Below are 12858 nucleotides of genomic sequence, written 5' to 3'. Positions count from 1 at the left end.
GGCTAGAAACCCGGTTTCTACGAGTTTTGCAGACACGAACAAGAAATATAGGAAGAAACCGGGTTTCTGAATTATGTGTGCGATCGCGAACAGAGTTTTTAGTAGAATCTTCACCAAAAATTCTAAATTAATTCAAAATTCACAACCGCGCAGGGTTGTTCGCGATCACGAAAGCAATCTCAAGATTTCAAACTATTTTCTTGTCCGGCTTTAGCCTCCTGAGCAACTTGTTCAACCTCATCTTTGGCGAGAATTTCCAAAGCTGTCTGTGCTTCTGCACCGCCCAACCGCCCTAAAGCTTGAGCTACTCTGTAACGGATTTGCCAATCTGCATTGGAAGCGTAGGGTAGTAGCAGCGGCAGCGCCCGTTTATCTCCTAATTCACCTAATGCGCTGATGGCAATGGTTTGGATCAATTCGTTTTCAGAAGTCAGGGCATTTTCTAACATCGGAAAGGCTTTCGGATCTCCCATTTCTCCCAAAGCCGCGACGATGCTCAGTTGCACCAGCCATTCAGAGGTACTGCTATAAACTTGCTGCAAATCTTCTAAAGCATCGGTTAATTTCAATGCGCCCAAAGCATCGGCTGCTGCTGCTTGCACGTCGGGTTCGGGGTCGTTGTTCAGGCTGTTTCGCAGTACCTCTAAAGCGTTCGGCAGATTCTGCGTGCCGAGGGTTGATAATTGGCTGACTGCTGCGTAGCGAACCCGGACGTTTTTGTCGCCGATCGCAATTTGAATCAGTTTATAGGCAATCGCGGGGTCTAGTTGCCGCAGTTGGTTGACTGCTCGCAATCTTTCGCCAAAATCCTCGGAATTCAGCAATTGTTCGACAGACTCAGGGGTAATGCTCATTCGATTTTAGATTTGATAATTGGGAAGAAGGAAGAAGGAAGAAGGAAGAAGGAAGAGGGGAGAAGGAAGAGGGAAGAAGGAAGAAGAAGAAGAAGCAAGAAAGAAAAAATTGCTCTGCGTCTATTCCTGACTTCCGTGTCGTGAATCTAGATAATTGGTAATTGCCAAAAGTGAGCGAGATTGAAAGAGCGATTCCCTACGGGATAGCTTCGCTTCACGACTAATTTTCTGATACAGTCCTGGAACTGCAACAGTTAATTTAAGATTCGGCAGCCATTGAGCGGATAATATCTCCCCTAGTGAGGATGCCGATTACTTTGCCCGCAGTATCAAGCACTGGCAATCGGTGGATGCTGCGATCGTGCATCAGTTTGGCAGCTTCTTGGACAGATTGATCGGGCCCGATGGTAACTGGCTCTTTACTCATCGCTTCTCCTACTGTTTGTCCTAAAGCCTTGTGGAGTTCTCGCTCGTAACGAGAGGGATTTTCCAAATAAATCACGCTGTCGAGCACCATGATATAAGCGGGCGGAGTTACGCCGGTTTCCCGCCACATCAAGTCGGTTTCGGAGATGACTCCTACCAACAAGTCATTCTCATCTACGACGGGAAGACCGCTAATGCGTCGATCGGCTAAAATTTTAATCGCTTCATTCAAGGGCATTTCGGGTCGCGCCAAAATCGGCTCGCGGCTCATTACATCGGCTACTGTTTTTGGCATGATTAGCGGTTGATTGAATTATCTCTCCTTATCGATCATATAGGCAAAGCGTGACACAGACTGAAGAAAGGCAACTCTGCTGAAAGGATTGGTTTGAAGGTAGGAAAGAAGGAAAAATTTTGAATGCCAGAATTTTGGTGTTTTTTTCGATCGCACTATAAAATTCTGCCGTTTGCCGGACTCCGGGGAGCGATCGACCTGACAAGATTGTTAAGATATATTAAAGAGCGGATAAATCCTTACCAATGCCAGAATCTCCAGCCCGAAAACCAGACTCCCAACCAGAAGCTCGCTGTGTATTGGTTTGCCAGTATCAATCTTGCCTGAAAAATGGTTCAGCAGCAGTGCTAGCTGCTTTTGAAGCTCAACAAGTTGCCGGGGTGAAAGTGGAGGCCTGTAGTTGTCAGGGACAGTGCACCACTGGCCCGACTGTACGAGTTACCCCGGACGAAATTTGGTATTGTCGAGTTAAACCGAGTGATGTACCGTTGATTGTGGAAGAGCACCTCAAAGAGGGAAAACCTGTAGAGGCGCTGTTCAATCCGAGAATTCATGCGCGTTATTATTATTAATATTGACTTGATTCGGTGAAACTTCCAAGCTCTAGCGCATCTAATTTTAATAGTTATTGTTAAGGAACTGGCACTTTGAAAATCCAAGGAATTGCGCTTAGTTTGTTAGTCCTAATTCTGGGGCGTCCGTCGGCGGTTGCTGCTCAAACGTCGGCGGTTGCTGGGGATATTTGTCCTGGGGAATTGGGGGCGCAAGTAGATGCGATCGCCAACCGTCCCGAATTTAGTCGATCGCGCTGGGGTATTTTGATTCAACCTCTATCTTCTTCTACTACTCTCTACAGCCGCGACGCCCAAAAATATTTTATTCCAGCATCAAATGCCAAGCTGCTAACTACAGCCGCTGCTTTGCAGAAACTCGGTGCAGATTTTCGGATTAAGACATCGGTTTACAGCGGCGAAAATGGCAGTTTGTACGTTGCCGGCAGGGGAGATCCGAGCATTGCTGAGGCTCAGTTGAAATCTTTGGCGCAGCAGTTGAAGCAGCGGGGAATCAGTCAAGTTAACCAGTTAATCGGCGATGACAGCTATTTTCAAGGCAGTGCAGTCAATCCGAATTGGGAATGGGAAGACGCGCAAGCTGGCTATGGAGCGCCAATTAATAGTTTAATTTTCAATCAAAACGCGATCGACCTTCTATTGTCCCCGCAGGATGTGGGGCAACCTCTGAAAGTTACTTTTGCCGAACCAAAGCTGGCAAATCAGTGGCAACTTCAGAACAATTCAGTAACAGTCGCCCAAAACGAATCCGAGTTTATTGAAATTGGCCGGGAGTTCGATCGACCTATAATTCGAGTGAGCGGACAGTTGAAAGTTGGTGGCGAACCTGAATCAGCTTATGTGGCAGTTGTCAACCCTGCTAATAATTTTTTGCAGTATTTTCAACAAGCCCTGGCGACTGAGGGAATTCCTGTTAAACAGGCTTTAGTTGCATCGGCTTCTCGCAATTTAAATCAAGAATTAGCGACCGTTGAATCGCCGCCGCTGGCGGAATTGGTGAGAGAAACTAATCGCGAAAGCAACAATCTTTATGCAGAAGTTTTATTGAGATTGCTGGGAAAAGTTACAGACAAGATGCCTGTGCCACAAACACTCACAGGCAAGATGCCTGTGCCACAAGAGGATACAGGTGAAAGCGGTTTGAAAGAGCTAAAGACAGTTTTAACTCAATTAGGAGTAAATCCAAACAGCTACATATTAGCCGACGGTTCCGGCTTGTCTCGGCACAATTTAATTACTCCAGAAGCCTTAGTGGAAACTTTGAGATTGATGGCCAATTCACCGACTGCATCTATTTACCGCCAGTCACTGCCGATCGCTGGCGAGAGCGGCACTTTGAAAAATCGCTTTAATTTTACACCAAATCGCGTAATTTTGCAAGGAAAAACAGGAACAATGAGCGGAGTTTCGGCGCTGTCGGGATATATCGAAGTTCCGAATTACGAGCCGCTGGTGTTTAGCATTATCGTCAATCAATCTGACCTATCGACTGCAAAAATGCGATCGGCAACGGACGAAATTGTGCTATTATTGAATCGCCTGCGCCGCTGTTAAAACAATACTTTTAAGGTAATAAACTTGAATTCAGTCGTTACACCTAAAACACAGGACACCACAAAACCCTACAAGTTTTAAGTTTAATTAGATTGCAGCGGCGGGGATCGAAAAGCAGCTACAATAAAAGTAGAAAAATTAACACCATTGGGACGTTTTAGCCTGCTACCAGTCGGCGGGTTCTGTACTTCCCGAAAATAAGTCTAACTTTCCAACTATGAATTCTTTCGATTCCCAACAGCAACACATCTTTGTCGAAACCAATAACATCCGCCTGCACTGCGTTTCTCAAGGAGAAGGCGAGCTCGTTCTCCTCCTGCATGGGTTTCCAGAGTTTTGGTACTCTTGGCGTCATCAAATTCCTGCTTTAGCGCGTCATTTCAAGGTGGTAGTGCCGGATTTGCGGGGCTACAACGATTCCGACAAGCCGGAAAGCGGCTATGATTTAGATACGCTGAGCGCGGATATTCGCGGTTTGATTGCGAGCCTCGGCTATACAAAAGCTCACGTTGTAGGTCATGATTGGGGAGGGGCGATTGCGTGGCACTTAGCTCAAAAATTCCCCGAACAACTCAACCGCTTGGCAATTCTAAACGCTCCGCACCCGCAGCGATTCGTGCAGGAAATGGCGAGCAATTTAGATCAAATCCGCCGCAGTTGGTACGTTTTGGCGTTTCAGGTTCCCGGCATTCCCGAATGGTTGATCCGGCAAAACTTGAAAGATTTTGTACACAATGTTTTCCAAGGACAAGCTGTTCGCAAAGGATCTTTTAGCGCTGAGGAAACTAAGATTTATCAGACTGCTTTAGAAAAGCCGGGAGTATTAGCCGCCGCTATCAATTATTACCGCCAGATGTTTCACCCGCAGAGGCTTTGGAATTTGGGGCAGAAATTAGAACCTGTGACAGTACCTACTTTGGTGCTTTGGGGAGAAGAAGATGCGTTTTTGAGCCACAAACTTGTAGAAGGTTTAGACAGATTAATTACGGCTCCGTTTAAGTTGAAATTAGTTCCTCACTGCGGCCACTGGATTCAGCAGGAAGCGCCACAAACGGTGAATCGAGAATTGCTGAGTTTTCTGAGAAATTCTTCTCCTTCTTTGGCTTTGGCATAGAAAAAAATTAACGCTTGCAAATAAGAACGGGCCGGAGAGCCCGTTCCACAAGAAGATTGAATTTTTGTGGAACGGGCCGGAGAGCCCGTTCTTAATATCTGACGCACCCTACTTATTGATCAGTCCCAGAGCAAATTTTCTTGGATCAGCAGTGCAATCATCGCAGTTCTGGAACAAACACCGAGTTTGATAAAAATCCGCCTTACGTAAGTAGCAACCGTCCAGTGACTGATATTTAAATTTTTGGCAATACATTTGTTGGGCAGGCCTTGGGCTACTAATTGCGCGATCGCTCTTTCGCGTGGGCTCAGGCTAATTTCCGGTTTGTAACTTGTGCTTTGCATACTTTTGCAATGAGGTAATGAGTTAAAATCTAATCAATTAAGGGTAGAATTCCGAGTTTTTCTCGAACTTCAGATAAAGGAGTTTCCCAATCAGATGCAACGTCCCAATTAATTAACCGAGTGGCTAATTTTCCGTGTTTTAAGCCTTTGATAATTTGTCCGATCGCACATTATTTGCCGCCGATGAGTCCCACTAACACTAAAATCGCACAAGAAGGACCAAATACTTGAGCGCGAGTAAACGCTTGAAGTATCAATTCATCTTCAGTTGAAGCTGAAAGACCAGTCAGAACGTGCCATACGTCGTGGTTTCGCTGAATCCAGTCTCCCGATGCGATCGGCTCAAAGCCTTGTTCGTCTAGAAATCGCGCCACTTCGCACCCTAATGTTCCTGCTGGCAGTTGGCGCAATTTTGCCAAGTCTATTTCAAAGTGTCGAGCGCTCTCAATTTGAGGATTAATTGTTTGAGCCATCTTTAATATAACTCCTAATTGACCGTCAGCCATAATTTATTATCCCTTCAATAAGGATTTAAGTTTTGAGCAAATTAATTTGTGTTTGTCAAGTTCATTTTTGCGCTGAATCAAGACGATTTTTTTTACCTACTCAGCTTAGAAACCTTACTTTCTGTCACAGCAATCGGCGATCAGGAGCTTTTACATTTCTTTACAAACCTTCTTCGATGTGAAATCTGCTATCTGTAAAAATCGCCCTAGTGTTTGGAATCCCAACTTGACTCACTGGGAAGTACCCGTAAAATCTACAGTATTTAGCGGTGATTGGAACCCTCTTACTTACGTATATAAATTTATTCTGCTGCTAATTATTGGAACTTGCAATGAGTCAGAAGTGGAAGCTTGCAGGCATCGTGATGCAGGTGCATACAAGTGAAGAGAGTTGAAGGGAGCAGAAGCAAGGTGAAGTTATGCAGAGTTGATTTTTCGGAATTACGCAATAGTGCCAATCCCCCGTAGTTGCCGAATTTGTCGTGGCAATCATGGGGGATTGCCCGTATGTCGTTAGAATGTCGCTCAAATGAGTGACACTCATTTGAGCGACTGGTCAAATATCTTCACCAACAGCTACAAATAAAGTAGAGATTCATATCATACAAGGTGGTGCTATGAAAAAGCTTTACATTTTGTTATCCACAGGAGTTCTGTCATTAATTTGGTGCGGTGCTGCTAGCGCTACGACTTATGTTAATCCTAACGGCAAAACTACTTTAAACCTGTCAGAAAAAGGGAACAATCGCAGCGGTTTTTACTTTACCAAAGTAGGCAATCGGGAATTTTTGGGCAATATTCAAATTACCCGTTCTGAAGGAGCAGCAGGCTCTTACTATTACAATGGGACTTTCAAAGACAGTGCCATCGGCCCTGGAAAAAAAATTGTTTGTTCTGGAGATATTGCCATTGTTAGGCGTCAAGTTAGAAGGAGCAGCCAATTGGGAGCAGAAGTTACTTGGAAGGTGAAACGAGGAGAAAATTGTCCTTCTATTGGCCAGACATTTAAAGTAAATTTAGTCGAACCTTTACCGCGTCCTAATGCAAGTGGCGACTATACTTCTAGCAATTCTAATACTTGGTTGACTGAAACTGCTGGTTCTGCAACTTGGCCTGCTTGGCGAGTCACGTCGCGAGATGGACAACTCAACTGCCGCAAGACGCCAAACGGAGCAATTCAACAAGTTTACCGCGCAGATAGAGATACAATTGCTGCTGAACTCAGGGGAGTAAATGCGATTACGATGGCGAACGGTCAACCCTGGTTGCGGACAAGACAAAACTGTTATGTGCGCGCTAATTCTCAATACTTTCAGCCAGTTTCTATGCCTGAATAAGTGTTTGTAAATTGGGAGCATCTCAATGAAAGCAGCCAAGCTAGAAATTGGAGTTTTGAGGCAAGAGGCAGAAAGAATGAGCTAGAAGAAGTATTTTTACAAATGTGAGATGCTCCCGCCAGATTCTCCCTCAGTGGTTCTGGCTTTCCGATCCCCTCAAACGGGAATCGGATTGTTGCCTCAATTAGCTTGTTAATTCGTTTGAACTTTTTCTTATCTTGCCCTTGCCAATATAAATAATCGCCCCAAGCATCATCCGTCCATGCTAACTTTCTAGTCATCCAACAAATTTCGCTCCACCACTTTCCCCTGCTTAAAATGAGCAATAGAACGCTCCAAATGGGCAGCATTGGCGGGAGATTTGAGTAAATGAACTGTTTCCAGCAAACTATTAAAGAACTCTAGCGACATCACCACGGCATCCTCCGCATCCCGTCTAGTGATGATGGTATAGTCCGTATCTTCCACTACTCTGTCTAAAACAGCCTTGAGGTTATTTCTCGCTTCGCTAAAAGAAACAATATTCATCTACTTGACACTTGTACTACTTACTGCACAAATATAGCAATCGGCAATATATTCGGCAATCCCGAACTCATATCATGTCGGGTCAATTTACTGGTTCTATGGCTGGAGCCTGGGAACTGATACCTAGAGGAAGAGCCTCGCGAGCGAAAATTAAATTCGAGGCTCTAGGTAGCTGTTGAGTGTTACTTTCGCTCCAGCCTGGTAACGAGGAAAACGAGTAAACAATCAGTAAACGAGTAACAATTGAGGACTAAAAAACTTAGATTTCTTCGTCCAAACCATCTACATCATCTACATCATTTACATCATCTACATCATCTACATCATCTACATCATCTACCTCAATAGGAGCGACAGAATTAGCAGAAACCAGAGCACCAGTCTCAAGTTTCTTTTTAACTAGCTCCTCAATTTCATTTTTGAAATCGATGTTTTTCTCCATGTGCTGGATCACTTTGTCTCGTCCTTGAGCTATGTTCTCTCCGTTGTAGCTATACCAAGAACCTTTTTTCAGAATTACTCCCATTTCGTCGGCCAAGTCAGTCAGACAGCCTAAAGTAGAAATGCCTTTGCCAAATACAATGTCAAATTCGGCAATACGGAAAGGCGGAGCAACTTTATTTTTAGCAACTTTAACTTTCGTGCGGTTGCCGTATTCTTCTGTACCTTTTTTCAAGCTTTGAATGCGGCGAATGTCGAGCCGCACGCTGGCGTAGAATTTGAGTGCGTTGCCGCCGGTTGTTGTTTCCGGGTTGCCGTAAGTTATGCCGATTTTCTGCCGCAATTGGTTGAGGAAAATGACGGTACAGCCGGATTTGCCGATATTGCCGGTGATTTTCCGCAAAGCTTGACTCATCAAGCGGGCTTGCAAACCCATGTGAGAGTCGCCCATGTCGCCTTCAATTTCGGCGCGGGGGACGAGGGCGGCTACGGAGTCAATTACTACGATATCGACGGCGACGGAACGGACGAGTTGATCGACTATTTCTAGGGCCATTTCGCCGGTATCCGGCTGGGAAACTAAGAGATTTTCAATATCGACGCCTAAAGCTGAGGCGTAGGTGGGATCGAGGGCGTGTTCGGCATCGACGAAGGCTGCGATACCGCCGGATTTTTGGACTTCGGCGATCGCGTGGAGGGCTAGAGTGGTTTTACCGGAACTTTCCGGGCCGTAAATTTCAATAACTCGACCTTTTGGCAAACCGCCGCCCAAAGCAATGTCTAGTGTCAGGGCTCCGGTGGGAATGGTTTCTACCCTCATGCGAGTGGAGTCTCCCAATCGGACGATCGCCCCTTTGCCAAAGCTGCGCTCGATTTGGGACAGTACGGAAGTTAGGGCTTTTTGCTTTTCAGAGTTTTCAGTGGAAGTTTTTATAGACGCTTCTTTTTTTGCCATTTGCGGTACGCGGGTAGACCCCTTGCGGAGCTTGTTGATTAACTGTACAACACGTATGTTAGCAGTTATTTTTGGGCTCTGGAGGTTCTGGGAGGATCTGGCTGAAGATTCTTGATTTTGGGGGTGGTTCAGCCTGCTCCAGGCTTCAGAAGGCCCAAGATGTAGAAGATATTTAACTGGTTCCCAGGCTCTGTCTGGGAACCGATGTAAGCGAGGCTCTGCCTCGAAAAGCTTACATTAAAATTGGAGGCAGAGCCTCCGGATCTGTGTTACCAGGCAGAGCCTGGTAACAAGTAATCGCCACAATTAGGACAAGCATGGGATCTACAACACATCAAGACACATCTGTTAATACCAAAAATTCCCGCTGGCTGATGAGCTTATTGGCGATCGGCATTTTATTAGGTATCGGATTTCGGTTTTTTGAGATCGATCGCAAACTTTACTGGCACGACGAAGCTTACACATCAATCCGCGCCGCTGGTTTCACCCGCCAAGAAATCGACGACGAACTATTCCAAAACCGGATTGTTCCCGCACCAGAATTGCAAAAATATCAGCGGATTAAACCGGGAACTACAGAAGCAGACACAATTCGTTCTTTGGCACTAGAAGACCCGCAGCATCCGCCTTTATACTTTCTCCTGGCTCGTTGGTGGATGCAGCAATTTGGCAGTTCTCTAACAGCATCTCGCAGTTTGCCAGCAATATTGAGTTTGCTGTCGCTGCCTTTGATGTACGCTTTAGCTCAGGAACTTTTCGCCTCGAATTTGGCTGCGTTATTAGCAACAGCACTTTTGGCTTTATCTCCCTTTGACACCTTGTTTGCTCAGACAGCAAGGCAGTACAGTTTGCTGACAGCCACAGTTATTGGCAGCAGTTGGTTGCTGCTGAGAGCAGTGCGGTTGCGGGGTTGGCAAGATTGGGTATTTTACTCGCTGGCGATCGCCCTTGGTTTCTACACTCATCCTTTCTTCAGTTTAACACTCATTGGACACGGAGTTTTTATAATTTCTTACTGGTTTTTTGTCAAAAAAAGAGAATTAGAAGGTCACGTCACTAATTCCCTATTTTTCCTAGCAGTAATAGCAGCTTTAATATTGTATTTTCCGTGGATTTATGTGCTGGCAACCAACCTGCAACGAGCATCAGCTACGACAGATTGGACGCGGGTATCTCCGGGTTGGCTGTATCTTGTCAAATTGTGGACGCTCAGCTTTACAGCCTTATTTTTTGACTTCGATTTCGGGTTTGATAATATTTGGACTTATCTGCTGAGATTGCCATTTTTGCTGTTAATTGCGGCCGCCCTTTACAAAATATGCCGTTGGTCTAGCACTTCAACTTGGCTGTTTATTTTAACATCAATTTTTGTACCTTTTTTGATCCTGGCATTACCGGATCTAATCCTAGGTGGCAAACGTTCTGCCGTCAGCCGTTATCTAATTTCCTGCTTTCCGGGAGTGCAGCTAGCAGTTGCTTACTTGCTCGCCTGTTACCTGAAAACTCAGCAGCGGTTTTGGCAAGTCATTTTAGCCTTGGTATTTACAGCAAGTATAGCCTCCTGTACAGTTAGCGCTTTTTCTGATACTTGGTGGAGCAAAGACTTGAGCTATTTTAATGCTGAAGTTGCGAAAATTATTAACAAAGAGGCGATAGCTAACCGATCGATTAAAGATACAATTGTAATTAGCGATCGCGGCAACGATTTTACGAACATGGGAGATTTGCTGTCTCTGAGTTATTTGCTCGACAAAGACGTGCGGTTGATCCTGATGAGCCAGTCGCCAGAAATCGAGATGCTGAACAAATATTCGGCTCCCCTGGTATTCCGCCCTTCGGAAAAATTGCGATCGGCACTCAAACAAAATCAACGCCGCTTAGAGCCGATATTGGAATATGCCAGACTTTTTCGAGCGCGGCGAGCTTCTTAGAGCAGATTGAGAGAAATGGACGATCATCCCCGGTAGGGTGCGTCAGTGGATTTTAGATTTTAGATTTTAGATTTTAGATTTATTCCACAGATGAATCTGGGAGATTAAACTTTGGTCTAAAATTTTTGGATCTTCACGACAGGAGTACGTGGCACGGTATCGGTTTTTGGGCGGGGGCAGAAAAAACTGTTTTAATTGCCTCAAATATTTCGACTGACGCACCTTAAATCACTATTTGGGCATTTTTGTCAATATTCCTAGTAAAGTGCGTCAGACAAAAAACTGTGTGAGTTGTCTCAACTATTGGGGCTGACACACCCGACACGATCAGCAATAATTATTTGAATAGTTAGGATAAAACGCAATGCAAGAGTTAAATAATTCATCTTCCGAATCCGCGCAGAAGTTTCGCAATCTTCAGGCAGAATTACGGGAACGTTGGCGAGCTATCGAAGAATTTGACAGCGGAGATTGTGACATTATTATCATTCCTTCTCTCAGCTTAGATCAGCAAGAAATGCAGAAAGTTGAGGGTGCTTACCATTACGAAGAGCGGCATTTATTTTCATTAATTCGGCTGCGAAATCCCCGCACGCGCTTAATTTACATTACCTCCGAGCCCTTGCACCCGATGATTGTGGATTATTACCTGCAATTGCTGCCGGGAATACCATTTTCTCACGCGCGCGATCGGCTTGTGCTGTTCAGTGCTTACGATGCTTCTGCCAAATCCCTCACCCAGAAAATTTTAGAGCGCCCCCGCTTGATGGAGCGCATTCGTCAAGCAGTGCGGCCGACAAAATCCTATATGGTTTGTTATAACTCGACGCCCTTAGAACGCGAGTTATCTGTTAAATTGGGGATTCCTTTGTGGGCCAGCGATCCCGATCTGTTATACTGGGGAACCAAAAGCGGCAGCAGGCAAATTTTTAAAGAATGTGGCGTGCCTTATCCTGACGGTTCCGAGTTGGTTTGGAATGCGGAAGATTTAGCAGAAGCTGCGGCCGATTTGTGGGCACGGCAGCCGCATTTGCAACGGATCGTAATTAAGTTAAATGAAGGTTTTTCGGGGGAAGGAAATGCAATTTTAGATCTGAAGTCCCTCGCAGGTAAAGCACCTACAGAAAGAGAGAAGGCAATTGGCGAGCACTTCCATAATTTGCGCTTTCAATCCACAGGCGAAACATGGGAAAATTTTAGCAGCCGCATTCCCGAATTAGGGGCAATTGCCGAAGCATTTATCGAAGGAGAAGAAAAGTTCTCGCCCAGCGTTCAAGGTAGAATTGTCCCCAGTGGCGAAGTAGAAATTCTCTCAACCCACGACCAAATTTTAGGAGGCCCAGACGGTCAAATTTTCTTGGGTTGCCAATTTCCGGCGGACGAATCCTACCGGCTGGCATTGCAAGAATTGGGATGGAAAGTCGGGAAAAATTTAGCCGAAAAAGGGGCTTTAGAGAGATTTGGAGTAGATTTTCTCGCGGTGCGGCAATCAGACGGCAACTGGGATATGCAAGCAATAGAAATTAACTTGCGGAAAGGAGGCACAACTCATCCGTTTATGGCGCTGAAGCTGTTAACAAATGGTCGGTACGAACGTTCGACAGGATTATTTTACAGCCTGCAGGGCCGTCCAAAATATTATGTCGCTTCGGACAATTTGAAAAAAGAGCGCTATCGGGGATTATTACCGAACGATTTGATGGATATTATTGCTGACAATCAACTGCACTTTGACAGCGGGACAGAGACGGGCAGTGTGTTTCATTTAATGGGTTGTTTGTCGGAGTTTGGCAAATTGGGAGTGACGAGTATCGGCAATTCGCCGCAACAAGCTGAGGAGATGTATAACAAAGTTGTGAAAGTTCTCGATCGCGAAACCTCATACTAAATATGCTGGAATGATATCAATTTGTGTTGTATCGGAATGATTAGTGCGATTCGTTGAAACGTAAATCACGGTGAAAGCCCGTACATAGCGTTTCCAGCCACAAGGCTGAA

General features: G+C 45.3%; 14 protein-coding genes. 7 read left to right on the top strand and 7 right to left on the bottom strand.

All coding sequences use genetic code 11. The features are described from left to right. Positions 1-179 precede the first annotated feature (179 nt). Complete coding sequence (nblB, locus tag QUA43_RS21885; protein WP_333376446.1) at positions 180-854, bottom strand: phycobilisome degradation protein NblB; 675 nt, start codon at positions 852-854, stop codon at positions 180-182. Between nblB and QUA43_RS21880 the strand changes: the two genes are divergently transcribed. Continuing rightward, complete coding sequence (locus QUA43_RS21880; protein ID WP_333376445.1) at positions 825-998, top strand: hypothetical protein; 174 nt, start codon at positions 825-827, stop codon at positions 996-998. The genes nblB and QUA43_RS21880 overlap by 30 nt on opposite strands. Before the next feature lie 115 nt (positions 999-1113). On the opposite strand, the gene QUA43_RS21875 is transcribed toward QUA43_RS21880, so the two are convergent. Next, on the bottom strand, positions 1114-1575 hold the full coding sequence (locus QUA43_RS21875; RefSeq protein WP_333140544.1) for a CBS domain-containing protein: 462 nt from the start codon (positions 1573-1575) through the stop codon (positions 1114-1116). Positions 1576-1820: 245 nt separating this feature from the next. On the opposite strand from QUA43_RS21875, the gene QUA43_RS21870 reads away from it, so the two are divergent. From QUA43_RS21870 to QUA43_RS21860, 3 genes are all read left to right on the top strand, one after another. Then, positions 1821-2147 carry a (2Fe-2S) ferredoxin domain-containing protein gene (locus QUA43_RS21870; protein WP_333140546.1) on the top strand — a complete coding sequence of 109 codons (327 nt, stop codon included), beginning with the start codon at positions 1821-1823 and terminating at the stop codon, positions 2145-2147. A gap of 81 nt (positions 2148-2228) precedes the next feature. Beyond that, a complete protein-coding gene (gene dacB / locus QUA43_RS21865; RefSeq protein WP_445301992.1) occupies positions 2229-3701 on the top strand; it encodes a D-alanyl-D-alanine carboxypeptidase/D-alanyl-D-alanine endopeptidase in 1473 nt (490 codons plus the stop codon). Positions 3702-3918: 217 nt separating this feature from the next. Then, on the top strand, positions 3919-4815 hold the full coding sequence (locus tag QUA43_RS21860) for an alpha/beta hydrolase (RefSeq protein WP_333376441.1): 897 nt from the start codon (positions 3919-3921) through the stop codon (positions 4813-4815). Between the two features lie 119 nt (positions 4816-4934). On the opposite strand, the gene QUA43_RS21855 is transcribed toward QUA43_RS21860, so the two are convergent. Then, a complete protein-coding gene (locus tag QUA43_RS21855; protein WP_083888111.1) occupies positions 4935-5159 on the bottom strand; it encodes a response regulator transcription factor in 225 nt (74 codons plus the stop codon). Positions 5160-5329: 170 nt separating this feature from the next. Beyond that, positions 5330-5665, bottom strand: coding sequence for a hypothetical protein (locus QUA43_RS21850; RefSeq protein ID WP_333376439.1), 336 nt, complete (start codon positions 5663-5665; stop codon positions 5330-5332). A gap of 617 nt (positions 5666-6282) precedes the next feature. Between QUA43_RS21850 and QUA43_RS21845 the strand changes: the two genes are divergently transcribed. Continuing rightward, complete coding sequence (locus QUA43_RS21845) at positions 6283-7002, top strand: hypothetical protein (RefSeq protein ID WP_333376437.1); 720 nt, start codon at positions 6283-6285, stop codon at positions 7000-7002. On the opposite strand, the gene QUA43_RS21840 is transcribed toward QUA43_RS21845, so the two are convergent. The 3 genes from QUA43_RS21840 to recA form a co-directional block, all read right to left on the bottom strand. Then, positions 6978-7283 carry a Txe/YoeB family addiction module toxin gene (locus tag QUA43_RS21840; protein WP_333376435.1) on the bottom strand — a complete coding sequence of 102 codons (306 nt, stop codon included), beginning with the start codon at positions 7281-7283 and terminating at the stop codon, positions 6978-6980. The two genes, QUA43_RS21845 and QUA43_RS21840, sit on opposite strands and share 25 nt — an antisense overlap. After that, positions 7276-7530 (bottom strand): type II toxin-antitoxin system prevent-host-death family antitoxin, encoded by a 255-nt coding sequence (locus QUA43_RS21835; protein ID WP_333325836.1) that lies wholly within the window; start codon positions 7528-7530, stop codon positions 7276-7278. Before QUA43_RS21835 ends, QUA43_RS21840 begins: the two co-directional genes overlap by 8 nt. Before the next feature lie 259 nt (positions 7531-7789). After that, positions 7790-8926, bottom strand: a complete 1137-nt coding sequence (gene recA / locus QUA43_RS21830) for a recombinase RecA (RefSeq protein ID WP_333376433.1) — start codon at positions 8924-8926, stop codon at positions 7790-7792. A 317-nt stretch (positions 8927-9243) separates the two neighbouring features. Between recA and QUA43_RS21825 the strand changes: the two genes are divergently transcribed. After that, a complete protein-coding gene (locus QUA43_RS21825; protein WP_333376431.1) occupies positions 9244-10860 on the top strand; it encodes a glycosyltransferase family 39 protein in 1617 nt (538 codons plus the stop codon). A gap of 364 nt (positions 10861-11224) precedes the next feature. Next, a complete protein-coding gene (locus QUA43_RS21820) occupies positions 11225-12748 on the top strand; it encodes a peptide ligase PGM1-related protein (protein ID WP_333376429.1) in 1524 nt (507 codons plus the stop codon). Positions 12749-12858: the final 110 nt, after the last annotated feature.

Origin of the sequence: Microcoleus sp. N9_B4, from assembly GCF_036701635.1 — a bacterium.
Lineage (GTDB): Bacteria > Cyanobacteriota > Cyanobacteriia > Cyanobacteriales > Microcoleaceae > Microcoleus.
The sequence above is the reverse complement of the archived record's forward strand: the minus strand, read 5'-3'. Positions and strand labels throughout refer to the sequence as shown.

Coding starts and splice junctions, on each gene's coding strand:
- recA (WP_333376433.1), bottom strand. CDS start 8,926: ATGGCAAAAAAAGAAGCGTCTATAAAAACTTCCACTGAAAACTCTGAA.
- QUA43_RS21840 (WP_333376435.1), bottom strand. CDS start 7,283: ATGACTAGAAAGTTAGCATGGACGGATGATGCTTGGGGCGATTATTTA.
- QUA43_RS21875 (WP_333140544.1), bottom strand. CDS start 1,575: ATGCCAAAAACAGTAGCCGATGTAATGAGCCGCGAGCCGATTTTGGCG.
- nblB (WP_333376446.1), bottom strand. CDS start 854: ATGAGCATTACCCCTGAGTCTGTCGAACAATTGCTGAATTCCGAGGAT.
- QUA43_RS21850 (WP_333376439.1), bottom strand. CDS start 5,665: ATGGCTGACGGTCAATTAGGAGTTATATTAAAGATGGCTCAAACAATT.
- QUA43_RS21825 (WP_333376431.1), top strand. CDS start 9,244: ATGGGATCTACAACACATCAAGACACATCTGTTAATACCAAAAATTCC.
- QUA43_RS21855 (WP_083888111.1), bottom strand. CDS start 5,159: ATGCAAAGCACAAGTTACAAACCGGAAATTAGCCTGAGCCCACGCGAA.
- QUA43_RS21835 (WP_333325836.1), bottom strand. CDS start 7,530: ATGAATATTGTTTCTTTTAGCGAAGCGAGAAATAACCTCAAGGCTGTT.
- QUA43_RS21870 (WP_333140546.1), top strand. CDS start 1,821: ATGCCAGAATCTCCAGCCCGAAAACCAGACTCCCAACCAGAAGCTCGC.
- QUA43_RS21820 (WP_333376429.1), top strand. CDS start 11,225: ATGCAAGAGTTAAATAATTCATCTTCCGAATCCGCGCAGAAGTTTCGC.
- QUA43_RS21860 (WP_333376441.1), top strand. CDS start 3,919: ATGAATTCTTTCGATTCCCAACAGCAACACATCTTTGTCGAAACCAAT.
- QUA43_RS21845 (WP_333376437.1), top strand. CDS start 6,283: ATGAAAAAGCTTTACATTTTGTTATCCACAGGAGTTCTGTCATTAATT.